Origin of the sequence: Microbulbifer salipaludis, assembly GCF_017303155.1 — a bacterium.
GTDB lineage: Bacteria > Pseudomonadota > Gammaproteobacteria > Pseudomonadales > Cellvibrionaceae > Microbulbifer > Microbulbifer salipaludis.
The window spans coordinates 419,085-444,398 of record NZ_JAEKJR010000001.1; the positions used below are offsets into that span (position 1 = coordinate 419,085).

Below are 25,314 nucleotides of genomic sequence, written 5' to 3' on the forward strand. Positions count from 1 at the left end.
GATCGCCAGGCCTTCTCTTCTGAGTATGAAATTTTTCTATGACCGCGAGCCAAGGGTTTTCAAGGCTCGATCTCTGCTTCGCGCACCGTGCCATGTTCCACGTGGAACATCTTGGGCTCACACCAGGGAGCCGGCAGCCCTAGCCAGGGTTGCGCAGTGACCGCGTGATCAATCCCGGTAACCAGCACCTGACTAGCACATCCGCTGATCCAGCGGGCAAACAGCGCCTGATTGTTCGCATCAAGCTCTGATGGAAGGTCATCCACCAGAAACACCGGGCGCTGCGTACCGTCTACGGCTGCGGCCATAGCCGTCCTGAGAGCGCACACCGCCATTTTCTGCTGGCCCCGAGACAGAACCAGATGCGCGGGCTGACCGTGAATCACAAAGCGGATATCAGCTCGGTGCGGACCTACCCGAGTAAACCCCTGGGAAAGATCCCCTTCCAGACCGGCATCCAGCGCCTCGCGCAGCGACAAATCTTTTTTCCAACCACCACGGTAATGGATATCAAGATCGCCAAATACCGCCGCCGGCAAGTCACTCAGACGCTCCATAAACAGGCCGTACAGTTTCTCGAAAACCGTCCGGCGCAATGCATCCACAATTTCCCCACTGCGGACCAGCTGCAGCTCCCAGGGCGCCAGCAATTTGGAGTCGATTTTACCACGACGAAGCAGTGCATTGCGCTGCTTTAGGGCGCTTTGATAAGCCTTCCAGTGCCCCGCAAAGGAATGTTCCACGTGGAACACTGTCCAGTCCAATAGCTGCCTGCGCACGCCAGGGCCGCCGTCCAGTGCCGCAAAGCTCTCACTATCAATGACCTGCAGCGGCAGGCACGCCGCCAGTTGTGAACTGCTCTCCGCCGCGGTCTGGTTAACGCGAATACGGCCCTGACCGTCGCGCCGCTTCTCAACCCCTAGCGTACGGCCGCCGTGCAGGCGACCAAACACCGTAAGAGCCTCACTCTCGTACTGAATGACACCCTGGCTCTGCCGCGACCGAAAAGAGCGGCCGGTGCCCAGCATATGCACCGCCTCCAGTAACGATGTCTTACCGCTACCGTTAGCACCGCAAAACAAGACCACCGTCGCACCGAGCGAGAGATCCGCCTGGGCGATATTACGAAAACTCCTGAGCGCCAAACGGGTCAACGCCAAAACAGGCACCCCGCCACGAGCAAATCGCCCATACGAAAAGACCGCCACCCCAATGGGGTGACGGCCTCAATCAATCGCCAAACACTGAGCATGTAAGAATTCAAAGCATATGCCCCAAACGCCTGCGTGAATCAGAATCCCACTGATTACAGGCGCATCGGCATGATCACATACACAGAATCACCCTCTTCCGGCTGCTGCAACAGCGCGCTGCTGTTGGCATCGCCGAGGCCGATTCGAATCTGGTCACTGTGAATGGCTGCGGTTACGTCCAGCAGGTAGCCCACGTTGAATCCGATCTCCAGGGGATCCCCGTGGTAATCCACCACCAGCTGCTCTTCCGCCTCTTCCTGCTCGGGGTTATTCGCTACGATCTGCAGCAGCCCCTCAGACAGCTGTAAACGTACGCCGCGATACTTTTCATTGGACAGAATCGCGGCGCGCTGGAATGCCTGACGCAGGGCGAGACGATCGGCAAACACTTCGTTGCCGGTACCCCGTGGCAGAACGCGCTCATAATCCGGGAACTTGCCATCCACCAGCTTGGACGTGAAGGTAAAGGGACCGCTATTGACGCGGATATGGTTATTACCCAGCACCACTTCCGCACTCGCGTCGGTATCCTCGAGCAGCCTGCCCAACTCCAGCACACCCTTGCGCGGCACAATGGCCTGCACCGGGCTCTCAACATTGAGGCCTGGTGCATCGCGGTCACACAGGGCCAGGCGGTGGCCGTCGGTGGCCACGGCGCGCAGCTGTTGCGGCCGGCACTCCAGCAGCAGGCCGTTCAGATAATAGCGCACGTCCTGCTGGGCCATGGCAAACCCGGTGGCTTCGATCAGGCGACGAATTTCACGCTGGGAAATCGTGAAGCGGCTCTGCGCGGTGGTTTCTTCCTGGTTGGGAAAGTCACTGGCGGGCAGCGTCGACAGCTGGAAGCGGCTGCGGCCACTGCGCAGTATCAGGCGCTCACCATCCCGCTCAAACTTGAGCTCGGAGCCGTCGGGCAGAGAGCGACAGATATCCAGCAGCTTGCGCGCAGGTACAGTAACTTCGCCTTCCAGTTCGGCGGGCTGCTCGAGCTGCAGGCGACCTACGATCTCTACCTCGAGATCCGTACCGGTAAGGGATAGCTCCTGCCCCTGCAGCTGCATCAGAACATTTGCCAGCACTGGCAGTGTCTGACGCTTCTCTACCACTCCGGCCACCAATTGCAGTGGCTTTACCAGGGCATCGCGGCTTACGCTGAATTTCATAATTATTGCCTTGATCTCAGTTAGGTCATTCTTGTTCTACGCGGCACAGGGAAACCCGGTACTGCAAAAAAATCTTTTAATATCAATTACTTCAGGTAGTCAGCGAGCGGGTCAGCAAACGTACATCCTCACGGATATCCCCATCCGACTCCTGCAGCTCCTTGATCTTGCGGCAGGCGTGCAGCACCGTGGTATGGTCGCGCCCGCCAAACGCATCGCCAATCTCCGGCAGGCTGTGATTGGTCAACTCCTTCGCCAGTGACATGGCCACCTGCCGTGGACGGGCTACCGAACGGCTGCGACGCTTGGACAGCAGGTCCGCCACTTTGATCTTGTAGTACTCCGCCACCACGCGCTGGATATTATCCACACTCACGAGGCGATCCTGCAGCGCGAGCAGATCCTTCAGCGCCTCGCGCACCAGAATATCGTCAATGGGGCGACCGGTGAACTGCGCATTCGCGATGACGCGGCGCAGCGCGCCCTCCAGCTCGCGCACGTTCGAGCGGATGCGCTGGGCGATAAAGAAGGCGGAATCGTGGGGCAAATCCACCCCAACCTGCTCGGCCTTCTTCATCAGAATGGCGACCCGGGTTTCAAGTTCCGGCGGTTCCACCGCCACCGTCAACCCCCAGCCGAAGCGCGACTTGAGCCGCTCTTCCAGGCCATCAATTTCCTTGGGGTAACGGTCGCAGGTGAGGATGATCTGCTGACCACCCTCCAGCAGTGCATTAAAGGTATGGAAGAACTCTTCCTGGGAGCGCTCCTTGCCGGCAAAAAACTGAATATCATCAATCAGCAACGCATCCACCGATCGGTAGTAGCGTTTGAAATCACTGATCGCATTCAATTGCAGCGCCTTTACCATATCGGCAACGAAGCGTTCGGAATGGAGATACACGACTTTCGCGTTGGGGTTGCGATCGACCAGCGCGTTACCCACCGCATGCATCAGGTGCGTCTTGCCCAGGCCTACACCACCATAGATAAACAACGGGTTGTAGGCACCTCCGGGGTTATCCGCGATCTGTTGCGCCGCCGCGAGACCCAGCTGGTTGGACTTGCCCTCTACAAACGATGCGAAGGTAAACCCGCGGTTGAGGGCGCTCCCGTGCTTGATGGCCCCCTCAACCTCGACCTTGCGCTGCACACTGGCTCCACCACCCTGTGGACTGGGAGCCATCACCTCCCTGCTGGAATGCAGGTCCGCAGGCAAGCGCTCGGCCGGCGTCAGCGCATCAACGCTCGCCTCCTCGGCGGCAAGGTTATGCGCATCCGGTGATGTCCGGACGCTGCCGACTCCGTGGGGGCGCGGCGACACAGTTGCCGTCCCGCCGAACCCACCTGCATGGCCCGACATGGACGCATTACGTGTAGGCGACGATGCACCAGCATCCGCCCCAAAGCCGCCACTGGTACCGGCAGAACTGGCCGTGCGCTGTGCACTCGCTGTGGAGGGGCGCTGGTAACCGGTGTACTGCGGCGCGGAATCCGCTGGGTCCAGGTTACGACGAAAACGTGAAGTGCGGCGATCCAGCGCCACCACCTCGACAGGCACAGAGCGCCCCGCATACTGTTGCACCAGCTCGCGAATACGATCGAGAAACTTGTCGCTTACCCAGTTGAGAATAAAGCGATTGGGCGCCACCAGACGCAGCTCATTTTCAGAGCTGTCATCACTGACGCGCAGCGGCCTAATCCAGGTGCTGAATTGCTGCGGTGGCAGCTCATCCTGCAAACAAGCGGCGCACTGCTTCCAAACGGAATCAGACAAGGAACCCCCTAAAAGACGAATCAAGGTGCGACTGCGCCCAAAAAGTGTGTCAGCAAATTGCTGCCCCCAAACACCGGGCTGCACCTCAAAAGAAGGGCGACAGTATATCCTCTGCCCCTTAGGTTATCCACAAATACACCGTCCGTGGGGACAACTTTTTCCACGGAAAGCCGTGTAATATCAAACACTTGAGCATAAATTAACCGAACGACGGGTCAACAGGCGCACCACTTATCCACAGCAATCTGTGGATAGCTTGGGGTAAACCGGTGCACTCTCTCGGATAGTCCCGACAATACAACAGGTTGCGCAAATGACGCGGTAATCAACCCGCTTGCCCTGCTGCCCCGTTACGCGCCAACACAAAAACGCCCGCCAAAGACCAAAAGCCGGTTGTTCTATAAAGAGAAGAAGGACCTTCTCAGCGTACTCCTGACTACGCCCCGCCAGGAGCAACATTTTACCGACGGAATGCGCGCGCCCCGTTGCGCTGGCTGGCTTCTTTCTATACAATCCGCCGCCTTCGCAGCGCATAGCCCGCTCCGAAGCATGCCCACGAGGGCAGGCCGCAACGGGCTAATGCCGCAAGCGGTAAAGAATTACGCAAACTCCAGGACACAACTCCGGGACATAACTCCAGGTAGTAAAACCATGAAACGTACATTTCAGCCCAGCAACTTGAAGCGCAAGCGCAACCACGGCTTCCGTGCCCGTATGGCCACCAAGAACGGCCGCAAAATTCTGGCTCGTCGTCGCGCCAAAGGCCGTAAGGTTCTGTGCGCCTAAGATTGCCGCCCCGCGAGCAACCTTATATTTGCCACTGAATCATTATGCAGTGCCCACGCAGCGACTTCGCATTCGCAAAGCCGCTGCGGCTGCTCAATGCGGCGCAGTATCGCGCCGTTTTTGATTCCGCGCCGGTTCGTGCCGCGCAACCCCAGTTTCTGATTCTCGCCCGCCCCAACGACCTCGGCCATCCCCGGCTCGGTCTTGTCATCGCAAAAAAACACGTCCGCAACGCGACCGACCGCAACCGGATCAAGCGCATTGCCCGCGAGACCTTTCGCCTGCGACAACACACCCTGTTTCCACTGGATGCGGTAGTACTCGCCCGCGCCGGCGCCGGTGAACTCGATAACGCCGCCCTAGCGAAGATTTTCGACAAGCTATGGCGGAAGCTGGACCAGCGCGCACGCAACCCCCAGCCGGACAACACTGGCGGGGCACGCCCCCAACGCGGAAAAAAGCAGCGCACTAAAGGAAACCGCTCGCCAAAGGCATCGGGACCAGGGGGCCAGCAATGAAATGGCTGGCCATCAAGCTGATACACCTGTATCGGCTCATCGCCAGCCCCTGGGTTGGCAACCAGTGCCGGTTTTATCCGACCTGCTCCCGTTATGCGGAAGATGCATTAAAAACACATGGATTCTGTAAAGGGGGTTATTTAACCCTGCGTCGCCTTATAAAATGCCACCCTTGGCATCCCGGCGGCCTGGACCACGTTCCCCCCGCTCCTGCACAATCGAAAAACCCGGCGGCCGACGAGAACCCGCCACCGCAATAAGGCTATCGAAATAATGGATTGGCAACGCTATACGTTGGTCGGCGGCATCGCCGCGGTACTCCTGGCACTGGTCTACCAGTGGAATGCTTTCAAAGAGCAGCACGCCCCAGCCCTCGACCAGAAAACCGTGGTGCACCAGCAGACCGCCGATTCCGCAACGCTGCCCAGCAGCGCGGTGCAGGCCGGTGCGACAACCGGCGACCTGCCAGAAGGCGCGGTGCCCGAGGTGGGTACCCCGGCCCAGCCGAAGCTGATCCGCGTCGATACCGATACCCTGAGCCTGCTGATCGACCCGAACGGCGGTGACATCGTCAAGGTAGCCCTGCGTAACTATTACGAAAAAATCGATACGCCCGACCGACCACTGATTCTGCTCAACCAGACCCGCAGCCACACCTATGTCGCCAAAAGCGGCCTGGTCGGCGGACAGGGTAACTGCTCTGCCGGTCGCCCTGCCTTCTCCAGCGACGCCAGCGAATATGCGCTGCAGGAAGGGAAAGACTCGCTCATCGTCGACCTCAAGCAGACCCAGAACGGCATCGGCTTCACCAAGCGCTTCACCTTCACCCGCGGCGAATACCTGATCGATATTGCCTACCTGGTGGACAACGGTCGCAGCAAACCGCTGCTCGCCGGTATCTGTGGCGAGATCGTGCGCGACAGCCTGGAGCCCCCGGTTGATGTGGGCATCGGTATGGCCCCGTTCCTCGGTGCGGCGCTGCACACCAGTGACGAAAACTATTACAAGCAGGACTTCGAAGACATCGCCAAGAAGCCGACCACCGAATCCATCACCGGTGGCTGGGTAGCGATGGTGCAGCACTACTTCCTCAGTGCCTGGGTACCCAACCAGGAAGAGCGCAATACCTTTACCCTGCAGCCGATCGGTAACGGCCTGTACAGCATGGGCTTCACCAGCCCGCAGCTGCGCATCGAGCCGGGCCAGCAGGGCACGGTTGCCACCTCCTTCTATGCAGGCCCGAAAGACGTCTATCGCCTGGAAGAGATCTCCCCCTACCTGGACCTGACCGTCGACTACGGCTGGCTGTGGTGGCTCGCCAAGCCCATGTTCCGCGTGCTGAACTGGATTCACGAACACATCGTGGATAACTGGGGCTGGTCCATCATTCTGCTCACGGTCTTCATCAAGGCGCTGCTGTATCCACTCTCGGCGGCCGGCCTGCGATCCATGGCGCGCATGCGCAAGTTTGCTCCGCAGATGAAAAAGCTGCAGGAGCAATACAAAGACAACCGCCAGAAGCTGGCGGAAGAAACCATGAAGCTGTACCGCCGGGAGAAAATCAATCCGGTGGGTGGCTGTCTGCCGATCCTGCTGCAGATGCCGGTCTTTATCGGCCTCTACTGGATGCTGATGGAAACCGTCGAGCTGCGCCACGCGCCCTGGATCGGCTGGATTCATGACCTGTCGGTAAAAGACCCTTACTTCATTCTGCCGGTGGTGATGGGCGCCTCCATGTGGCTGATGCAAAAACTGCAGCCCCAGCCCACCGATCCAACCCAGGCGAAGATCATGCAGCTGATGCCAATCATGATGACCTTCTTCTTCCTGTGGTTCCCGGCCGGCCTGGTGCTGTACTGGATTGCGAACAACCTGATCTCCATCGCCCAGACCTGGTTTATCAACAAGCAGGTCGAGGCGGCGAGCAAATAGACCGCTTTGCATTTCAATAGACCACCAAAAAGGGCCGCGACAAGCGGCCCTTTTTCTATGTGAAACATTTTCGCGAAATCTGGATACACTCAGAACATGTCTCAGCAAAGTCTCAGTCAGGACACCATCGCCGCAGTCGCCACCCCACCGGGTCGCGGTGGCATCGGTGTTATCCGCCTTTCCGGCCCCAAGGCGCGCGACATTGGCGAGCGCCTGAGCGGCAAATCGTTCAAACCGCGCTTTGCCCACTACTGCAATTTCACCCACGATGAACAGCTGCTCGACCAGGGTCTGGCGCTGTTTTTCCCCGGCCCAAACTCCTTCACCGGTGAAGATGTGGTGGAACTACAGGGTCACGGTGGCCCGGTAATCCTCGACACCCTGATGTCCGCGCTGCTCAATCTGGGAGCACGGCAGGCGCGGCCGGGGGAGTTTTCCGAGCGCGCATTTCTCAATGACAAAATGGATTTGGCGCAAGCGGAGGCCATTGCCGACCTGATCGACGCCGGCAGTGCCCAGGCAGCACAGAACGCCCTGCGATCACTGCAGGGGGTTTTCTCCGAAAAAATCGAAGACTTGGCGACCAAACTTACCCATTTGCGCATCTATGTCGAAGCATCGATCGATTTTCCGGAAGAAGAAATCGATTTTCTTGCAGACGGCAAGGTGGCGGCGGATGTGGAGGCGCTACTGGCCCAACTGGACGTCGTCGAAGCCCAGGCACGCCAGGGAACCATCCTGCGTGAAGGAATGCAGGTGGCCATCGCTGGCAAACCGAACGCGGGCAAGTCGAGCCTGCTGAATGCACTGGCAGGAAAGGACGCCGCGATTGTGACCGACATCGCCGGTACCACCCGGGACGTTCTGCGGGAGCACATCCATATCGATGGCATGCCATTGCACGTTGCCGACACCGCCGGCCTGCGGGAATCCCCGGATCAGGTGGAGCAGATCGGCATGCAGCGCGCGTGGGAGGAGATCCGCCACGCCGACCGGGTGCTGCTGGTGGTGGATGCCGCTGAGCTTCAGGATCTGGATCCGGACCGCGCCTGGCCAGAATTCACCCGGCAGCTGCCAGACCCGGAAAAGCTGACCCTGGTAGTGAACAAGACCGACCTCACCGACTACACCGCCGGATTGCAGGCACACAGCGACGGTGTACCGGTTGTCGCCATCAGCGCGAAAACCGGTGCCGGCATCGACGATCTGAAACAGCACCTGAAGCAGTGTATGGGTTACCACGCCGGTAACGAGGGCACCTTCAGCGCCCGTCGACGCCACCTGGATGCCCTGGCCCGGGCGCGCGCGTTCATCGTGGCGGGACAAGCACAACTAAACGCCAACGGCGCGGGGGAGTTACTCGCGGAAGACCTGCGTCAGGCGCAGCAGGCGCTGGGGGAGATCACCGGCGCGATGACCGCCGATGAACTGCTGGGCAAAATTTTTGGCAGCTTCTGTATCGGCAAGTAGTCTGCCAAAACGGCGGGCACGCAGCGGCGGCAGCCCACCCTTAGCAGAACCCGCATTATCAGAAGGTGCCTCAGGCAAAATTGAGGGTGGCAGTTGTACCCGCGCCCTCTTCGCTGGCCAGAGATATCTGCCAGCCATTTTGTTCACACAGGCGCTTCACAATCGCCAGGCCCACGCCGTAGCCGGCGCGCGAATGCTCGCCACCGCGCACGTGGGGCTCGTAGATACTGGCCAGTTTTTCCTCACTAATGCCGCGGCCACTGTCGATCACCTGTATCTGGGTCTCGCCGATCTTCACAGACACCCTGCCCCGGTCGGTATAGTTGACCGCGTTGCGAATCAGGTTACCCACCAGGATAGAAACCACACGCTTGTTGGCGTTGAGCACCAGGCAATTGCCGCACTCCAGCCCGGTGGCAATCCCTTTCTGTTTGGCCAGCTGCTCGATCCCTTCCAATTCCTGGGCCGCCAAAGCACAGATATCCACTGATTCCGTACGCAAGCCGCCATCCTGCTCGCGGGAAAGCGCCAGGAACGCATCGATCAGCTCCTGCATATCGTGACAGGCCCGCTGGATACGATCGACCAGTTTGCTGTCCTGATCCGACAGCTCCTCCTTCGCCGCAAGCAGCTCTGCCGACATGGCTATCACCGTGATCGGTGTGCGCAATTCATGACTGGCATCGCGGGTGAAGGCGCGCTCCCTATCGACAAAGCGTGCAATCCGAGCGCGGTAATGCTCTATCGCATCCACCAGCATGGCCACTTCGGTATCCAGGCTCGGCGGCAGCAGATCCGCCAGGTCCGACACGCCCTTTTCCTCCGGCAACGTCTTCATGATGCGCGCCAATTCAATGGTCGGGGAGACGGCGCGCCGCGCGCGCAGGTAACTGAACCACAACACCAGGTACAGCAGTGACAACACCACCGCCAGCGGAACCAGCCCGTACAGTGAAATCAGGCTCTCTACCCCGGACCGGTTGAAAAACAGAAACATGCGCTGATCGCCACGGGAACTCACATACAGGGAGTTGAACACATCCGCCTTTACTTCGTGGTAGCCATCCGCAATGCCCGCTTCCATTTGCCAGGGGAACTTGGCCTGGTCGCGAGGAAACAGGTAGCCGCGGAGATTAAGAGAGTTGGAGAGCTGTACCGAGGGGTCTTCCTCAACCAGCTGCCAGTAATGCGCGGTTTCCCGCTCCAGGGCTTCCTGCACCAGGAAATGCGACAGCAGCCAGTTGGTCAGCAGGATGCCGAGTATCACGGCAACGCCAATTAACAGCCCCTGCAGCACAAAGGTGCGCAGAATCTTGTCCTGCAGGCGATTATTGCTCATCGCACACCACCAGCTGATAACCACTGCCGGGGTGGTTCAGGATCATGCTACGGGAAAAGGGTTTGTCGACTTTCTTGCGTAGGCTGTACATATGGCTGCGCAGGGTGTCGCTGTCCGGCAACACATCGCCCCACACCTTGCGTTCCAGCTCCGCGCGGCTCATCACTGCCGGTGAACTGCGCATCAGCACTTCGAGCAAGCGCAGCCCGGTGGGAGGCAAGCGGATATCCCGCCCCTCCCGCTGCACCTGCAGGGTGCTCTTGTCGAGCACAAGATCCCCCACCACCAGTTTTTCCCGTGTCACTTCCGAGCGGTTGCGACGCAGCTGCGCATTCACCCGTGCCGCCAGTTCACGTATGGCGAACGGTTTGACCAGGTAATCATCGGCGCCCGCGTTGAGCCCGGCGATTTTCTCATCCAGGGTATCGCGGGCGGTCAACATAATGATCGGTGTGTCGAGTTTGGCCTGCTCGCGAATCGCCCGGCAAATATCCAGCCCGTCGATACCGGGCAGCGAGAGGTCCAGCACAATCAGGTCCACCGGTTTGGTGGTTGCCAGATGCAGACCGGTGACGCCGTCCGCCGCGTAATCCACCACAAAACCCCGCCCCTCAAGGTACGACGCGATCATTTCCGCAATATCGCGATGGTCCTCGATGAGCAAAACCGTGCCAGTTGTGTGCATGACCATTGCCCCGCGCAAGATTGCCAAAAACGAAAAAGCGGGCCCTTCGCGGGCCCGCACGTAGTGCTCGAAAATAATACGGAAATCAGTTGGTGAGTACTACGACACCAAAGTCCGCTACGTCGCCACCCTGCTCACTGGGGCCGTACGCCAGTACATTGGCAACCACTCCACCGCCGAGCTCGAAGTTTTCCACATTGATCGCAGCCACCCCTCCGGCGACCACACGAATATCGTAGGCACCGGGCGCCACGGTCACGTAGTCGGTGATATCACCAAATGCGAAGTCGTCCAGCAAGGGCGCTCCCGCAAGACCGCCTTCAACATCCGCGGCGGTAAACTCGCCCGCGGGGGTCACAAACACATCGACCGCACCGGCGGCCGGGGCACCATGGATCACCTTGACCGAGGCTTCGGTCGCCACTGAGCGGTTGGCATCGGCGGTAGCGAGCAGACCAAACGCCGGTGAACCCAGTACACGGCCAGCAGCCACCACGGTGTACTCAACACCGGCATCCAACGCGAGCTCACCGGAGGTAAACACACTGTCACCGACCATATCGGTATCGGGAGCAACATCAAACACAAAGCTTGCCGCCGGTACGCCGGCATAGGCGCTGTCGCCGGGGAACTGTTCCAGGTAATTGAACCCGGGGATCAGTTCAACCGGAGCCATCCCCAGCACCTCACTGGAGGCAAACACCTCGACGTTGCCACTGGCAATACCGGCAGAGGTTACCGCTGCGTTCGCATCGGGGGACAGGTGCAGAACGCGCACGCCCGCATTCGTATCCACGTCGATCAGCTCGACAGACTCACCCTGTTCGGTGGTCACCAGCAGTTTGACCGGAGACGCTGCAGCCTCAGTACTGTTCTCCGCGGCGATCGCAGTCACCAGCAGCTTCTGGCCAGCAAACCCGGTGAGATCCACGGTACCGGAGTCAAACACTACGTCATCTTCCACGCCCACCCGAATGCGTACCGGCTCTGCGGTCACCACTCCGGCATCAATGGACTCACCAAACTCAAAGGCAAATGCCGCAGACAGACCGGCAAAATCATCCTCCGGGGCACTCAGGTACACATCTACCCGCGGCGCATCGGGCGCTGCATGGGTCACCGTGAGCGCGACCTGGTCATCCGCAGGGTCTGTCGCTGACTCCGAGACTACCAGCGGCGCAATTTCCGCCACATTACCCACCGCAATCACGGTCGGACGGGCGTTCTCCTCGAGACTGAAGCCCGCCACATCAATCACGCCCACGTTGCCGTCCGGGGTGATCCCCTCAACAGAGATGTCGTAACTGCCCGCATCCAGCTCGGCGAAACCGCTGGTTTCGGCGTAGTCCAGCCCTTCGATTGCTACGCTGCCGTTGAGCAATACGTTCACCGCAGGTGCATCCGGTGAAGCGTGCACGACCTGAATAAAGCCACTGGCTGCAGGCTCCTCTACTGCCGGCGGGAACTGCAGTACGTTGTCATTGCCGTCGTCCGAGCAACCAGCGATGAACGCCGCCAGTGGAAGTGCCACTGCCAGCTTCGAAACGATCCGTGAATTTGAAGTTTTCATGAGGCTCTCCTGTTGTGTCGGTGAGGTCATACTGCCGACAGGGAAATCAGGAGCGCGTCAAAAGTGTGTGAAGATGGTGTGAAAGTGCGTACCCCGACAAGCACTCCCCAGCCAAAACACAGGAGTTGCCCACAGCAATCCACAAGGTTATCCAGATAGACCACTCATCCAAGATCCCCACACAACAAATTATCCCGTCAACACACAGACTTATGCACAACAGGCACCATTCAAGTTGCGGGTAACCCCTTGTGTGGACAACCCACGGGGAAAGCCCGTCCAAAAGCCGGTACAAAACCGGGTACAAGTAGGGAGTGGGTCAAAAACAGCAAAAGTTATCCCGCCTGTCCACAGCGCTCTACCGGGGTTGTACCCCCGCAAAAGCAGGGGTTCATGGGGTACTTATAATCAAGTTAAGTTTTTGTTTTATAGGGATTTTTACAATATATACATAAAAACAACCGCCCTATATAACAACATTAAATATAAACACGTACTTATACGTAAGGTATGTATAACTTTATTTATGTAGAGAGAAGAAAGCAGAAAACGAAATTTCGAAATGCCGCTTTTTTGCACAGCTCAAGACCCCTATAATGTGCGGCCGAATTTTTCCCACGGCCCGTTGTTTACCTGGCTGACTAACCAAGCCAAGCCCGTTTACCGACGAGCTGGCACCAGAGCTGGACCCTATGGACTACCCCACACAGTACGATGTGATCGTGATTGGCGGCGGACACGCTGGTACCGAAGCGTGCCTCGCGGCTGCGCGCATGGGAAGTCGCACCCTGCTGTTGACCCACAACATCGAAACCCTGGGGCAGATGTCCTGCAACCCGGCGATCGGTGGCATCGGTAAAAGCCACCTGGTCAAGGAAGTTGATGCGCTGGGGGGCGCCATGGCCACCGCTACGGACCTCGGCGGTATCCAGTTTCGGGTACTCAACGCGCGCAAAGGCCCGGCCGTACGGGCTACGCGCGCCCAGGCCGACCGCGCCCTGTACAAGGCGGCCATCCGCAACATTCTGGAAAACCAGCCCAACCTGGATATTTTCCAGCAGGCCGCTGATGACCTGATCGTCGAAAGTGACCGGGTCACCGGCGTCGTTACCAATGCCGGCCTGCGCTTCCGCGGCAAGACCGTGGTGATTACCGCGGGCACGTTCCTTGGTGGTCGCATCCATATCGGCCTCGACAATCACGCCGGCGGCCGCGCCGGGGACCCGCCCTCGATCGCCCTCGCGGAACGCCTGCGCGCGCTCCCGTTCCGCGTGGAGCGCCTGAAAACCGGCACCCCGCCGCGTATCGATGCGCGCTCGGTGGACTTCTCCGGGCTGGAAGAGCAGTGGGGCGACCAGCCGCTGCCGGTGATGTCGTACCTGGGGTCTCGCGAGCAGCACCCCCGCCAGGTGTGCTGCTGGATCACCCACACCAACGAAGACACCCACGACATCATTCGCGGTGGCCTCGACCGGTCACCCATGTACTCCGGTGTGATCGAGGGCATTGGCCCGCGTTACTGCCCGTCCATCGAGGACAAGGTGCACCGCTTCGCGGACAAGAACAGCCATCAGATCTTTGTGGAACCCGAAGGGTTGACCACCAACGAGCTGTACCCCAACGGCATTTCCACCAGCCTGCCGTTTGACGTGCAGATGAATCTGGTGCGCTCGATCAAGGGCTTTGAGAACGCGCATATCACCCGTCCGGGTTACGCCATCGAATATGACTTCTTCGACCCCCGCGACCTGCTGCCGTCGCTGGAAACGAAATTCATAGCCGGCCTGTTCTTTGCCGGCCAGATCAACGGCACCACGGGCTACGAAGAGGCCGCCGCGCAGGGATTGCTGGCCGGTGCCAACGCTGCGCTGCAGGCGCAGGACAAAGACGCTTGGGCGCCCCGTCGCGACGAGGCGTACCTGGGCGTGCTGGTGGACGACCTGATTACCAGCGGCACCAAAGAGCCCTACCGCATGTTCACCAGCCGCGCCGAGTACCGCCTGCTACTGCGCGAAGACAACGCGGACCTGCGCCTGACCGAGAAAGGCCGGGAGTTGGGGCTGGTGGACGACGTCCGCTGGCAGGCCTTCTGTGAAAAGCGCGAATCCATCGAGCGCGAACAGCAGCGCCTGAAAGAAACCTGGGTGCAGCCGGGCAGCGACGCGGCGCAACAGGTCGCGCATAAGTTGCCGCAACCCCTCGCCCGGGAGTACAGCCTGCTGGACCTGCTCAAGCGTCCGGAACTTGAATACACCGATGTCGCCGGCCTGGTCGGCGAAGCGGTTGCCGATGAGCGGGTGGCGGAACAGGTGGAAATTTCGGCGAAATACGCCGGTTATATCGACCGCCAGCGCGACGATATCCAGCGGCTGCAAGCTTATGAGGACACACCGTTGCCGGTGGATTTCGACTACTCCGCGGTCTCCGGCCTGTCCAATGAAGTCATCCAGAAACTGAGCGATGCGCGGCCAGATACCCTCGCCCGCGCCGGCCGTGTGCCCGGGGTGACCCCCGCCGCGGTATCCCTGTTGCTGATCCAGCTGAAAAAGCGCGGCCTGCTAAGCCGCAAGAAAGTGGTGTGACGGTGATGGAACAGTATCGCCCGCGCCTGCAGCAGGCAGCCGCGCAGATGGGATTGGCGCTTACCGAAGCGCAGCAGGACAAGCTGCTGGCGTACCTGGACCTGTTCGCGCGCTGGAATGCGGCCTACAACCTCTCGGCGGTACGTGACCCGTCGGAGATGCTCGAGCGGCATATCATCGACAGCCTGAGCGTGGTGAACCTGTGCGGTACCAGCCCGCAGGACCCGTCGGCGCTGATCGATGTGGGCTCCGGTGGTGGCTTGCCGGGGATTCCCCTCGCCATCGTCCACCCCGAGCGCCCGGTCAGCCTGCTCGACAGTAACGGCAAGAAGTCCCGCTTCCAGTTCCAGGTGGCCAGCCAGCTCAAGCTCGGCAATATCAACGTGGTGAACCAGAGAGTCGAGGCTTATCGACCGGAGCGTCTCTACGCCGGCGTGGTCTCCAGAGCGTTTGCGTCGCTGCAGGATATGGTTTCCGGAAGTGAGCATTTACTATCACCGGGTGGCCGATTTTACGCGATGAAGGGCAAGATTCCGGAAGATGAGTTGAGTGCATTGCCAAAAGGCATTAAGGTCGAACAGCTACACACCCTGCAAGTGCCGGGCTGTGATGCCGAGCGCCATCTGATCGTCCTCGTTCGCGAGGGTTAAGCCGCCTACCGGCAGGCTGACCTGTCGCGCGCGCACCATCTGGCGCGACCATCACTGAATTGAAAATTGACACCAGCGCACCGGGCCGATGTTCGCGAGTGCGCTTTTGCTGCCGCGCCTTCCGGTGAATCCGGCCTAGCGGCGAGCCCGGCAGGCCGCAGGAAAACGTGCCGCCGGGAATAACAGGACCAGAACCTTGAGCAAAATTTTTGCGGTAGCCAACCAGAAGGGTGGGGTCGGCAAGACCACGACCTGCGTCAACCTGTCCGCGTCTCTCGTTGCCAACAAGCGACGGGTGCTGCTGATCGACCTGGATCCCCAGGGTAACGCCACCATGGGCAGCGGCGTCGACAAGAGCGAACTGCAGCTCTCCAGCTACGACGTGCTCGCCAGCCTGCTGCCGCCGCGCAAGGCCATCGTGCCCACCACCAGTGGCTACGACCTGATGCCGGCGAATATTGACCTGTCTGCCGCCGAAGTCGAGCTGCTTGAAATGGACGGCCGCGAGTCCCGTTTGCGCCAGGCGCTGGAGCAGATCAGTGACGATTACGATTACATCATCATCGACTGCCCGCCCTCCCTGAACATGCTCACGGTGAATGCCCTGTGTGCGGCCGGCGGTGTACTGATCCCGATGCAGTGTGAGTACTACGCCCTCGAGGGGCTTTCATCCCTCATCGACACCATCAACCAGGTGCAGCAAGCGGCCAACCCGAATCTCAAGATCGAGGGCATCCTGCGCACCATGTACGACCCGCGCAACAGCCTGACCAGTGACGTGTCGGACCAGCTCAATGAGTACTTTGGCGATCGCGTCTACCGTACCTGCATCCCGCGCAACGTCCGTCTGGCAGAGGCGCCCAGCTTCGGCAAGCCTGCGCTGGAGTATGACCGCAGCTCCAAGGGTGCCATTGCCTACCTCGCGCTGGCCGGGGAAATCACCCGTCGTCATGCCGCCGCCCACCAGAACAGCAACAATTCAAACAGTGGCCCCCGCGCCGTCGCGGAAGCGGTTTAATACTGAGGTAGTACACGTATGGCCGGGAAACGCAAAGGCCTCGGGAAAGGGCTTTCCCACCTGATCAGCAACAATGCCAGCGAAGCCATTGCGGTGGCTTCCGGTGAGCGCAACGGCGATATCGCTGCGCGTGTCGACGGCGAACTGAGAGACCTCCCTATTGAATTCCTGCAGCGCGGCCGCTACCAGCCGCGCCGGGACTTCCCGCAGGAATCCCTGCAGGAGCTGGCCGACTCCATCCGCGCCCAGGGCATCATGCAGCCGATCGTGGTGCGTCCGGTGGGGGAGCGCAAATACGAGATTATTGCCGGTGAACGACGCTGGCGCGCCGCGCAGCTGGCAGAGCTCGACAAGGTTCCGGCGCTGATCCGCGAGGTGCCGGACGAAGCCGCCATCGCCATGGCGCTGATCGAGAACATCCAGCGGGAAGACCTCAATCCGGTGGAAGAGGCCAATGCCCTCAAGCGCCTGCAGGACGAGTTTGAACTGACTCAGCAACAGGTGGCAGAAGCCGTGGGCAAATCCCGCACTGCCGTGACCAACCTGTTGCGCTTGCTGAGCCTCACCGACGAAGTGCGTACTTTCCTCGAGCGCGGTGACATTGAAACCGGGCACGCCAAGGCCCTGCTGGGGTTGTCCGGCGACAGCCAGCGCGAAGCCGCCCGCCAGGTCGTCGATCGCGGTCTGACCGTGCGCCAGGCGGAAGCCCTGGTGCGCTCGATTCAGGAGCAGGCGGGCAAGCCAAAATCCAAGAAACCGGAAATCGACCCGAACATTCGACGGCTGAGTGAGCGTCTGGCGGAAAAAATCGGTGTGCCGGTGACCATCGATCACGGTGACAAGGGGGCCGGAAAACTGGTGCTCAAGTACACCAGCCTGGACGAGCTTGACGGTATTCTCGCCCATTTGGGGTACAGCGAAGACTGAGCCACCCCGCTGAAACCGTTACGGTTGCAACGTTTGCGTAAAAAGTGCGCCAAAACAGTGCAGTGTTTTGGCGCACTTTTTGTTTAACGGGGTGTGGTTTCGCAGGCGCTTGTGAGTGGTCACTATCGCCCTATCGTGTTGTAAAAGAACGCGAACACCACGCCAACAGGCAAGATTTGCCAGTTGAACCGGCAGCCTGCTTCATACATAATTCGCACGCCCAAATTTTGGGCGGAAAAGTATTTTTTTGGCCGGCATGTTCCCGCCTATGCGTAGTCCCCCGGTAGTCAAGATTTCGCTGATCCAGCTGGCAGTTGTGTTGCTCGCTGTGCTGGCGCTCGAACTGACCCTGGGACGGGTAATCGCCCTTTCCGCCCTGCTCGGTGGCATCCTGTGTGTGCTGCCCCATCTGTATTTCGGCCTGCGCGCCTTTGAGTTACTGGGCCCCAACCGCGACAAGGTTCGCGGCGCGCGCGCAAGCCAGCGAGCGGTAGGGAGTTTCTACCGCGCCGAAACCGGCAAGTTCGTGATGACCCTGGTGGGATTCGCGACGGTGTTCGCCAGCGTTAAAACGCTGAACCCCGCGGTGCTGTTTATCAGCTACGGCTTGTGCGTGATTTTGCAATGGATTCTCGTGGCCCGTCTGCAGCCCAAATAGTTGCAGGGGCCGGGATCCCTCGACCGTGACTGCGCCGACAGGGTAACGCCGAAACAGAGACGGCTGCGCAGTGAGGGATTCCACGAAGCAGATTTTTTATCTTAGAACGTGTTGAGGAATTATGGCTGCCGAACAAACCGCGACGGGGTATATCCAGCACCACCTGCAAAATCTGGCGTACGGTAAACTGCCCGCGGGTTACACCCGTGCCGACGGAACCGTACTCTCCGAATCCACCTGGACCATTGCGCACAGCAGCCAGGAAGCCGCCGATATGGGCTTCTGGGCGGTGCACCTGGACACCCTCGGTTGGTCCATTGGCCTCGGTATGCTGTTCTGCTTCCTGTTCGCGCGCGCCGCGAAGAAAGCCACCGCGGGTGTGCCCACTGGCTTCCAGAGCTTTGTGGAAGTGATTGTCGACTTCATCGACAAGACCGTGAAAGATACCTTCCCCCACCGCAACAGCATGGTCGCCCCCATGGCGCTGACCATATTTGTGTGGGTCTTCCTGATGAACCTGATGGACCTGGTGCCCGTCGACTGGTTGCCGATGGCGTACGCGCAGGGCGTGTCCGCCCTCACCGGCGCCGACCCGCACCACGTGTACTTCAAGGTTGTACCCACCACCGACCTGAACGCCACTCTGGGCATGGCGCTGGCGGTGTTCGCGCTGATGATTTTCTTCAGCGTGCGTGAGAAGGGCCTGATGGGCTTCGTGAAAGAGCTGACGCTGCACCCCTTCCACTCCGGCAAGTGGTACATCGATATCTTCCTGATCCCGTTCAACTTCCTGCTGGAAGCGGTTTCCCTGATCGCCAAGCCCGTTTCTCTCGGCCTGCGACTGTTCGGTAACCTCTACGCCGGTGAAATGATCTTCATCCTGATCGCCATCGTATTCGGCGTCGGTGTACTGGGCTTTATCGGCGCTGGTCTGTTGCAGATGGGCTGGGCCATTTTCCACATCCTGGTTATCACCCTGCAGGCTTTCGTATTCATGGTATTGACCACGGTGTACATGGCCATGGCGCACGACCGGGAAGATGAGCACGCGCACGACCAGTAAGGTCGTGCCCGTCACCGGGTAAACAGAATTTCGTTCGTTATTTAACGTTTTTCATTCACTTTCAACTTCAACAACTCTCAACTTACTTTTGGAGAAAACAATGGAAGCATTAGGTCTGGTATACGTAGCTGCTGCACTGCTGATCGGTCTGGGCGCACTGGGTACTGCTATCGGTTTCGGCACCCTGGGTGGCAAACTGCTGGAAGGTTCTGCGCGTCAGCCGGAACAGGCTCCCGCTCTGCAGGGCAAGATGTTCCTGATGGCTGGTCTGCTTGACGCCGTACCGATGATCGGTGTTGGTATCGCTATGTACCTGATTTTCGCGGTAGCTCCTGGTCTGGCTGGATAATTCCCCGTTCCAATTGCCCTTTAACCCATTTTTGAAAGAGCAAGAGGTGTCGGTGTGAATATCAACCTGACTCTGATCGGCCAGTCGATCACCTTTCTCGCCTTTGTATGGTTCTGCTGGAAGTATGTCTGGCCGGCCCTGCTGGGTGTTATGCAAGAGCGTGAGCAAAAAATTGCTACCGGTCTGCAAGAAGCCGAGCGCGCGGGAAAAGATCTCGAACTGGCGCAGCGCAAAGCTGCCGAGCAACTGAAAGAAGCCAAGGCTCAGGCTGCGGAAATCATCGACGGTGCCAATAAGCGCGCCAATCAGATCGTTGACGAAGCCAAAGAAGCCGCGCGCAGTGAAGGCGACCGCCTGAAAGCTGCCGCCCAGGCGGAAATCGAACAGGAAGTAAACCGTGCGAAAGAACAGCTTCGCTCGCGTATCGCTGCCCTGTCTGTTGCCGGCGCCGAGAAAATTCTCTCGGTCAACATCGATGCCAAGGCACACGATGACATGATCGAGAAACTGGCAGCCGAGCTGTAAGCGAGGAACCCATGGCGGAACTCAGCACTCTGGCCCGGCCCTACGCAAAAGCGGCCTTTGCCCACGCCCAGCAAGCTTCCGACCTGAATGGTTGGAGCCAGGCGTTGGCAACCGCAGCGGTGGTCAGCCAGAACGAAAAAGTTGGCGAGCTGTTGGATAACCCGCAGCTGACCAGTGAAGTGCGCGCGGAAAAATTCCTGTCTGTGTGTGGCGATTTCAACCCGTCACAACAGAACTTCATCAAGCTGCTGGCGGAAAACCACCGCCTGCCGCTGCTGCCGGAAATTTCCGAACTGTTCGAAGACCTGAAGGCCCAGGCTGAAGCCACTCTCGAAGTGGAAGTCATTTCTGCCCGCCCGCTCAGCGACGAACAGTCCCAGCGCCTCACCCAGGCTCTCAGCAAGAAGTTCGCCCGTGAAGTGCACCTGCACAGTGCGGTCGACGAAAATTTGCTGGGCGGCGCGATCATTCGCGCTGGTGATACGGTGATCGATGGCACCGTGCGCGGTCGACTGGCCAAACTCGCCGAGGCGATGAACTCCTAAATTATCTTCCCGGTGGGCAGAGCCTGCCGGGAAATCGAGGAACAGAGCATGCAGCAACTGAATCCCTCTGAGATCAGTGAAATTATCAAGAGCCGCATCGACAATCTCGATGTGAGCACCGAGGCCCAGAACGAGGGCACCATTGTTTCCGTTTCCGACGGTATCATCCGCATCCACGGCCTGGCCGACGTAATGTACGGTGAGATGATCGAGTTTGAAGGCGGTGTTACCGGTATGGCACTGAACCTGGAGCGCGACTCCGTTGGTGCCATCGTACTCGGTGACTACAAATCCCTGGCCGAAGGCCAGAAGTGCCGTTGTACCGGCCGCATCCTGGAAGCGCCGGTTGGTCCGGAACTGCTGGGCCGCGTGGTCGACGCACTGGGTAACCCGATCGACGGTAAAGGTCCGCTGAACAACAAGCTGACCGATGCGGTTGAGAAAGTAGCCCCCGGCGTAATCGCCCGTCAGTCCGTTGATCAGCCGGTACAGACCGGTCTGAAAGCGGTCGACACCATGATCCCGATCGGCCGTGGCCAGCGTGAGCTGATCATTGGCGACCGTCAGATTGGTAAGACGGCGGTAGCGATCGATGCCATCATCAACCAGAAAGGCACCGGCATTAAGTGTGTCTACGTAGCCGTAGGCCAGAAGCAGTCTTCTATTGCCAACGTGGTACGCAAGCTGGAAGAGCACGGCGCCATGGACCACACCATCGTGGTTGCCGCCGGCGCTGCCGACCCGGCTGCGATGCAGTTCCTGGCACCGTATGTTGGCTGCACCATGGGTGAGTACTTCCGCGACCGCGGTGAAGACGCCCTGATCATTTACGATGACCTGACCAAGCAGGCCTGGGCCTACCGTCAGATCTCCCTGCTGCTGAAGCGTCCCCCGGGCCGTGAAGCTTACCCGGGTGACGTTTTCTACTTGCACTCCCGCCTGCTGGAGCGCGCCGCGCGTGTAAACGCCGAGTACGTAGAAAAGTTCACCAACGGTGAAGTGAAAGGCAAAACTGGCTCCCTGACCGCACTGCCGATCATCGAGACCCAGGCCGGTGACGTTTCCGCGTTCGTACCGACCAACGTAATTTCCATTACCGATGGTCAGATCTTCCTGGAAACCGACCTGTTCAACGCTGGTGTACGTCCGGCGATCAACCCGGGTATCTCCGTATCCCGTGTTGGTGGTTCCGCCCAGACCAAGATCATCAAGAAGCTGTCCGGTGGTATCCGTACCGCTCTGGCCCAGTACCGCGAGCTCGCGGCTTTCTCCCAGTTCGCTTCCGACCTGGACGAAGCCACCAAAGCCCAGCTGGACCACGGTGAGCGCGTAACCGAGCTGATGAAGCAGAAGCAGTACTCTCCGCTGTCGATCGCGGACATGGCTGTCTCCGTTTACGCCGCGGACAAGGGTTACCTGAACGACGTAGAAGTTAACAAAGTGCTGGACTTCGAATCCGCCCTGCTCGCTTTCATGAACAGCGAACACGCAGAGCTGATGGAGCAAGTAAACAGCACCGGTAACTACAACGACGAAATCGACAGCGCCTTCAAGGCTGCGATCGAGAAGTTCGTCGCTACCGGTAGCTGGTAAGTACCCATGTGCAGGAGCCTGTGCAAGCACTCGCTCCTGCAGGTTAACTTCCGGCAAAAAGGTAACTGACTATGGCAGGCGGAAAAGAAGTACGCACAAAAATTGCCAGCATCAAGAGCACGCAGAAAATCACCTCGGCCATGGAAATGGTTGCGGCGAGCAAGATGCGCAAGGCTCAGGATCGCATGGCACTGGGGCGCCCTTACGCAAGCCGCATTCGCGCGGTGATTGGTCACGTGGCCAACGCCAACGCGGAATACCAGCACACCTACATGCAGGAGCGTGAAGTCAAGCGTGTGGGCTACATCCTCGTATCGACCGATCGCGGTCTTTGCGGTGGCTTGAACATCAACGTGTTCAAGGCAGCGATCCGCGAAATGCAGACCTGGGACAAACAGGGTGTAGGCGTGGATATCTGTGCAGTCGGCAACAAGGCGGCCAGCTTTTTCAACAATATCGGCGGCAACGTGGTTGCAGCAGTGCGCGACCTGGGCGACCAGCCTCAGGCCAAGCAGCTGATCGGCTCCGTCAAGGTAATGCTCGATCGTTTCGCCGATGGCGATATCGACCGTCTTTTCCTGGTGTCCAACGAATTCGTGAACACCATGACCCAGAAGCCGCATGTTGCGCAGCTGCTGCCGTTGAAAAAAGACGAAGACGAGCAGCTGCAGCACGAGTGGGACTATCTGTACGAGCCAGAGCCGGTCGAGCTACTCGACGGTCTGCTGACCCGCTACATCGAATCCCAGGTGTATCAGGCGGTAGTTGAAAACAAGGCCTGTGAACAAGCGGCACGTATGATTGCGATGAAGAGCGCCACCGACAACGCCGGTGAGCTGATCGACGCACTGCAGCTGGTTTACAACAAGGCGCGCCAGGCAGCGATTACACAAGAGCTGTCTGAGATTGTTGGCGGCGCCGCAGCGGTCTAAACAGGCCGCCGAAAGATTTGAACTTTGAGGATCGGGAAATGAGTAACGGGCAAATTGTGCAAGTTATCGGCGCGGTCATCGACGTGGAATTCCCGCGCGACGCCGTACCGAATGTATACGATGCACTGGTGGTTGAGGATAAAAACCTCACCATGGAAGTGCAGCAGCAGCTGGGCGACGGCATTGTACGTGCCATCGCCATGGGTTCTTCCGAGGGTATCTCCCGCGGTCTGCCAGTCAAGAACACCGGTGCGCCGGTTTCCGTACCGGTAGGTACCGAGACCCTCGGCCGCATCATGGATGTACTGGGTAACCCAATCGACGAGTGTGGCCCCATCGGTGAGAAAGAGCGCTCCTCTATCCACCGCGCTGCACCGACCTACGAAGAGCAGTCCAGCTCCACGGAACTGCTGGAGACCGGCATCAAGGTAATCGACCTGGTATGTCCGTTCGCCAAGGGCGGTAAGGTTGGCCTGTTCGGTGGTGCCGGTGTAGGTAAAACCGTAAACATGATGGAGCTCATCAACAACATCGCCACCGAGCACAGCGGTCTGTCCGTGTTCGCGGGTGTGGGTGAGCGTACTCGTGAAGGTAACGACTTCTACCACGAGATGCAGGAAGCTGGCGTTGTAAACGTCGAAGAGTTTGCCAAGTCCAAGGTAGCGATGGTTTACGGCCAGATGAATGAGCCGCCCGGCAACCGTCTGCGTGTAGCCCTGACCGGCCTGACCATGGCCGAGAAGTTCCGTGACGAAGGTCGTGACGTACTGCTGTTCGTCGACAACATCTACCGTTACACCCTGGCCGGTACCGAAGTATCCGCACTGCTCGGCCGTATGCCGTCTGCGGTAGGTTACCAGCCGACTCTGGCGGAAGAGATGGGCGTGCTGCAGGAGCGTATTACCTCCACCAAGACCGGCTCCATCACCTCGATCCAGGCGGTATACGTACCGGCGGATGACTTGACCGACCCGTCTCCGGCAACCACCTTCGCGCACCTGGACTCCACCGTAGTACTGAGCCGTGACATCGCCGCCAAGGGTATCTACCCGGCTGTTGACCCGCTCGACTCTACCTCGCGTCAGCTGGATCCACTGGTCATCGGTCAGGAGCACTACGATTGTGCCCGTGGCGTACAGAGTGTTCTGCAGCGTTATAAAGAGCTGAAGGACATCATCGCGATTCTGGGTATGGACGAGCTGTCTGAAGAAGACAAGCAGATCGTAGCCCGCGCGCGTAAGATCGAGCGCTTCCTGTCTCAGCCGTTCCACGTAGCGGAAGTATTTACCGGTGCACCGGGCAAATACGTATCCCTGAAAGAAACCATCCGTGGCTTCCAGGGCATCCTGAACGGCGACTACGACCACCTGCCGGAGCAGGCCTTCTACATGGTCGGCACCATCGACGAAGCCGTCGAGAAAGCCAGCAAGAAGTAAGGCACGCGCGTAGCGCCTGAAATTTTTCGGGCGCTATAGGGCAAACAAATGAGATTGAGGTAGCCTTATGGCTATGACAGTACATTGCGACATTGTTAGCGCAGAGGAATCCCTCTTCTCGGGTCTGGTGAAGATGGTGATTGTCAGCGGCGTCGAAGGGGAGCTCGGTATCTCCTACGGTCACGCGCAGCTGCTCACTCACCTCAAGCCTGGCCCGGTACGCATCATCAAAGACAATGGTGATGAAGAGGTGCTGTTCCTGAGCGGTGGCTATGCGGAAATCCAGCCGAATATGGTGACCATCCTCGCCGATCTCGCCGAGCGCGAAATCGACGAAGATGCCGCCCAAAAGGCGCGCGAAGAGGCGGAACATGCCCTGCGCAGCGCCCCGGCGGATATCGACTACGCCCGCATCTCCGCGCAACTGGCCGAGGCGGAAGCGCGCCTGCGTACCATGCAGGCCATTCGCAAGGCCGCCGGCAAGTAATGCGGTGAGCCATTGGCTTAGCGCCGGTCAAAGAAAGCAGCTTCGGCTGCTTTTTTTGT

At 59.2% G+C, this 25,314-nt stretch carries 24 protein-coding genes; 18 read left to right on the forward strand and 6 right to left on the reverse strand.

The genetic code is table 11. The annotated features are described in order from the left end of the window. Positions 1–59: 59 nt before the first annotated feature. From recF to dnaA, 3 genes are all read right to left on the reverse strand, one after another. Positions 60–1,160: a DNA replication/repair protein RecF gene (gene recF, locus JF535_RS01685; RefSeq protein ID WP_206998319.1), complete on the reverse strand. Its 1,101-nt coding sequence runs from the start codon at positions 1,158–1,160 to the stop codon at positions 60–62. A 146-nt stretch (positions 1,161–1,306) separates the two neighbouring features. Further along, entirely contained in the window at positions 1,307–2,416 is a 1,110-nt protein-coding gene (gene dnaN, locus JF535_RS01690) for a DNA polymerase III subunit beta (RefSeq protein ID WP_206998321.1), read from the reverse strand. 91 nt (positions 2,417–2,507) lie between these two features. Next, positions 2,508–4,190 carry a chromosomal replication initiator protein DnaA gene (gene dnaA, locus JF535_RS01695; RefSeq protein WP_206998322.1) on the reverse strand — a complete coding sequence of 561 codons (1,683 nt, stop codon included), beginning with the start codon at positions 4,188–4,190 and terminating at the stop codon, positions 2,508–2,510. 651 nt (positions 4,191–4,841) lie between these two features. Between dnaA and rpmH the strand changes: the two genes are divergently transcribed. The 5 genes from rpmH (at position 4,842) to mnmE (ending at position 8,896) form a co-directional block, all read left to right on the forward strand. Then, positions 4,842–4,976, forward strand: a complete 135-nt coding sequence (gene rpmH / locus JF535_RS01700; RefSeq protein WP_066959759.1) for a 50S ribosomal protein L34 — start codon at positions 4,842–4,844, stop codon at positions 4,974–4,976. Between the two features lie 44 nt (positions 4,977–5,020). Next, positions 5,021–5,494 (forward strand): ribonuclease P protein component, encoded by a 474-nt coding sequence (gene rnpA / locus JF535_RS01705; RefSeq protein WP_206998325.1) that lies wholly within the window; start codon positions 5,021–5,023, stop codon positions 5,492–5,494. Then, on the forward strand, positions 5,491–5,754 hold the full coding sequence (yidD, locus tag JF535_RS01710) for a membrane protein insertion efficiency factor YidD (RefSeq protein ID WP_206998326.1): 264 nt from the start codon (positions 5,491–5,493) through the stop codon (positions 5,752–5,754). Before rnpA ends, yidD begins: the two co-directional genes overlap by 4 nt. 13 nt (positions 5,755–5,767) lie before the next feature. Continuing rightward, a complete protein-coding gene (yidC, locus tag JF535_RS01715) occupies positions 5,768–7,426 on the forward strand; it encodes a membrane protein insertase YidC (RefSeq protein ID WP_206998328.1) in 1,659 nt (552 codons plus the stop codon). Positions 7,427–7,522: 96 nt separating this feature from the next. Then, complete coding sequence (gene mnmE, locus JF535_RS01720) at positions 7,523–8,896, forward strand: tRNA uridine-5-carboxymethylaminomethyl(34) synthesis GTPase MnmE (protein WP_206998330.1); 1,374 nt, start codon at positions 7,523–7,525, stop codon at positions 8,894–8,896. 70 nt (positions 8,897–8,966) lie between these two features. On the opposite strand, the gene JF535_RS01725 is transcribed toward mnmE, so the two are convergent. From JF535_RS01725 to JF535_RS01735, 3 genes are all read right to left on the reverse strand, one after another. Continuing rightward, positions 8,967–10,235, reverse strand: coding sequence for a sensor histidine kinase (locus JF535_RS01725; RefSeq protein ID WP_206998332.1), 1,269 nt, complete (start codon positions 10,233–10,235; stop codon positions 8,967–8,969). Then, the gene (locus JF535_RS01730; protein WP_066959771.1) at positions 10,225–10,920 is read right to left on the reverse strand and encodes a response regulator transcription factor; all 696 of its coding nucleotides are present in this window, start codon (positions 10,918–10,920) and stop codon (positions 10,225–10,227) included. Before JF535_RS01730 ends, JF535_RS01725 begins: the two co-directional genes overlap by 11 nt. 85 nt (positions 10,921–11,005) lie before the next feature. Beyond that, entirely contained in the window at positions 11,006–12,490 is a 1,485-nt protein-coding gene (locus JF535_RS01735) for a DUF4397 domain-containing protein (RefSeq protein WP_206998333.1), read from the reverse strand. A gap of 692 nt (positions 12,491–13,182) precedes the next feature. Between JF535_RS01735 and mnmG the strand changes: the two genes are divergently transcribed. The 13 genes from mnmG to JF535_RS01800 all read left to right on the forward strand — a co-directional run bounded on the left by mnmG (position 13,183) and on the right by JF535_RS01800 (position 25,255). Continuing rightward, on the forward strand, positions 13,183–15,072 hold the full coding sequence (gene mnmG / locus JF535_RS01740; RefSeq protein ID WP_206998335.1) for a tRNA uridine-5-carboxymethylaminomethyl(34) synthesis enzyme MnmG: 1,890 nt from the start codon (positions 13,183–13,185) through the stop codon (positions 15,070–15,072). Positions 15,073–15,077: 5 nt separating this feature from the next. Then, positions 15,078–15,722, forward strand: coding sequence for a 16S rRNA (guanine(527)-N(7))-methyltransferase RsmG (gene rsmG / locus JF535_RS01745; protein ID WP_207000119.1), 645 nt, complete (start codon positions 15,078–15,080; stop codon positions 15,720–15,722). Between the two features lie 196 nt (positions 15,723–15,918). Next, positions 15,919–16,740 carry a ParA family protein gene (locus JF535_RS01750; RefSeq protein WP_206998337.1) on the forward strand — a complete coding sequence of 274 codons (822 nt, stop codon included), beginning with the start codon at positions 15,919–15,921 and terminating at the stop codon, positions 16,738–16,740. An 18-nt stretch (positions 16,741–16,758) separates the two neighbouring features. After that, complete coding sequence (locus JF535_RS01755; protein WP_206998339.1) at positions 16,759–17,667, forward strand: ParB/RepB/Spo0J family partition protein; 909 nt, start codon at positions 16,759–16,761, stop codon at positions 17,665–17,667. Positions 17,668–17,935: 268 nt separating this feature from the next. Continuing rightward, the gene (locus JF535_RS01760; RefSeq protein ID WP_242523552.1) at positions 17,936–18,325 is read left to right on the forward strand and encodes an ATP synthase subunit I; all 390 of its coding nucleotides are present in this window, start codon (positions 17,936–17,938) and stop codon (positions 18,323–18,325) included. A gap of 121 nt (positions 18,326–18,446) precedes the next feature. Continuing rightward, complete coding sequence (gene atpB, locus JF535_RS01765) at positions 18,447–19,388, forward strand: F0F1 ATP synthase subunit A (RefSeq protein ID WP_206998343.1); 942 nt, start codon at positions 18,447–18,449, stop codon at positions 19,386–19,388. A 100-nt stretch (positions 19,389–19,488) separates the two neighbouring features. Continuing rightward, positions 19,489–19,737: a F0F1 ATP synthase subunit C gene (gene atpE, locus JF535_RS01770; protein ID WP_010131056.1), complete on the forward strand. Its 249-nt coding sequence runs from the start codon at positions 19,489–19,491 to the stop codon at positions 19,735–19,737. A 54-nt stretch (positions 19,738–19,791) separates the two neighbouring features. Next, positions 19,792–20,262 carry a F0F1 ATP synthase subunit B gene (locus JF535_RS01775; RefSeq protein ID WP_066959792.1) on the forward strand — a complete coding sequence of 157 codons (471 nt, stop codon included), beginning with the start codon at positions 19,792–19,794 and terminating at the stop codon, positions 20,260–20,262. Between the two features lie 11 nt (positions 20,263–20,273). Next, positions 20,274–20,807, forward strand: a complete 534-nt coding sequence (locus tag JF535_RS01780; RefSeq protein WP_206998345.1) for a F0F1 ATP synthase subunit delta — start codon at positions 20,274–20,276, stop codon at positions 20,805–20,807. 48 nt (positions 20,808–20,855) lie between these two features. After that, entirely contained in the window at positions 20,856–22,400 is a 1,545-nt protein-coding gene (gene atpA / locus JF535_RS01785) for a F0F1 ATP synthase subunit alpha (protein ID WP_066959798.1), read from the forward strand. A gap of 71 nt (positions 22,401–22,471) precedes the next feature. After that, positions 22,472–23,332 carry a F0F1 ATP synthase subunit gamma gene (gene atpG, locus JF535_RS01790; RefSeq protein ID WP_206998347.1) on the forward strand — a complete coding sequence of 287 codons (861 nt, stop codon included), beginning with the start codon at positions 22,472–22,474 and terminating at the stop codon, positions 23,330–23,332. A 38-nt stretch (positions 23,333–23,370) separates the two neighbouring features. Next, on the forward strand, positions 23,371–24,768 hold the full coding sequence (gene atpD, locus JF535_RS01795; protein WP_206998349.1) for a F0F1 ATP synthase subunit beta: 1,398 nt from the start codon (positions 23,371–23,373) through the stop codon (positions 24,766–24,768). Positions 24,769–24,835: 67 nt separating this feature from the next. Beyond that, entirely contained in the window at positions 24,836–25,255 is a 420-nt protein-coding gene (locus JF535_RS01800) for a F0F1 ATP synthase subunit epsilon (protein WP_066959807.1), read from the forward strand. The last annotated feature ends 59 nt before the right edge of the window (positions 25,256–25,314 follow it).

Coding starts and splice junctions, on each gene's coding strand:
- JF535_RS01730 (WP_066959771.1), bottom strand. CDS start 10,920: ATGCACACAACTGGCACGGTTTTGCTCATCGAGGACCATCGCGATATT.
- atpB (WP_206998343.1), top strand. CDS start 18,447: ATGGCTGCCGAACAAACCGCGACGGGGTATATCCAGCACCACCTGCAA.
- atpE (WP_010131056.1), top strand. CDS start 19,489: ATGGAAGCATTAGGTCTGGTATACGTAGCTGCTGCACTGCTGATCGGT.
- JF535_RS01760 (WP_242523552.1), top strand. CDS start 17,936: ATGCGTAGTCCCCCGGTAGTCAAGATTTCGCTGATCCAGCTGGCAGTT.
- rnpA (WP_206998325.1), top strand. CDS start 5,021: ATGCAGTGCCCACGCAGCGACTTCGCATTCGCAAAGCCGCTGCGGCTG.
- dnaN (WP_206998321.1), bottom strand. CDS start 2,416: ATGAAATTCAGCGTAAGCCGCGATGCCCTGGTAAAGCCACTGCAATTG.
- rsmG (WP_207000119.1), top strand. CDS start 15,078: ATGGAACAGTATCGCCCGCGCCTGCAGCAGGCAGCCGCGCAGATGGGA.
- JF535_RS01780 (WP_206998345.1), top strand. CDS start 20,274: ATGGCGGAACTCAGCACTCTGGCCCGGCCCTACGCAAAAGCGGCCTTT.
- atpD (WP_206998349.1), top strand. CDS start 23,371: ATGAGTAACGGGCAAATTGTGCAAGTTATCGGCGCGGTCATCGACGTG.
- JF535_RS01735 (WP_206998333.1), bottom strand. CDS start 12,490: ATGAAAACTTCAAATTCACGGATCGTTTCGAAGCTGGCAGTGGCACTT.
- yidC (WP_206998328.1), top strand. CDS start 5,768: ATGGATTGGCAACGCTATACGTTGGTCGGCGGCATCGCCGCGGTACTC.
- atpA (WP_066959798.1), top strand. CDS start 20,856: ATGCAGCAACTGAATCCCTCTGAGATCAGTGAAATTATCAAGAGCCGC.
- mnmG (WP_206998335.1), top strand. CDS start 13,183: ATGGACTACCCCACACAGTACGATGTGATCGTGATTGGCGGCGGACAC.
- JF535_RS01725 (WP_206998332.1), bottom strand. CDS start 10,235: ATGAGCAATAATCGCCTGCAGGACAAGATTCTGCGCACCTTTGTGCTG.
- mnmE (WP_206998330.1), top strand. CDS start 7,523: ATGTCTCAGCAAAGTCTCAGTCAGGACACCATCGCCGCAGTCGCCACC.
- atpG (WP_206998347.1), top strand. CDS start 22,472: ATGGCAGGCGGAAAAGAAGTACGCACAAAAATTGCCAGCATCAAGAGC.
- rpmH (WP_066959759.1), top strand. CDS start 4,842: ATGAAACGTACATTTCAGCCCAGCAACTTGAAGCGCAAGCGCAACCAC.
- JF535_RS01800 (WP_066959807.1), top strand. CDS start 24,836: ATGGCTATGACAGTACATTGCGACATTGTTAGCGCAGAGGAATCCCTC.
- yidD (WP_206998326.1), top strand. CDS start 5,491: ATGAAATGGCTGGCCATCAAGCTGATACACCTGTATCGGCTCATCGCC.
- JF535_RS01755 (WP_206998339.1), top strand. CDS start 16,759: ATGGCCGGGAAACGCAAAGGCCTCGGGAAAGGGCTTTCCCACCTGATC.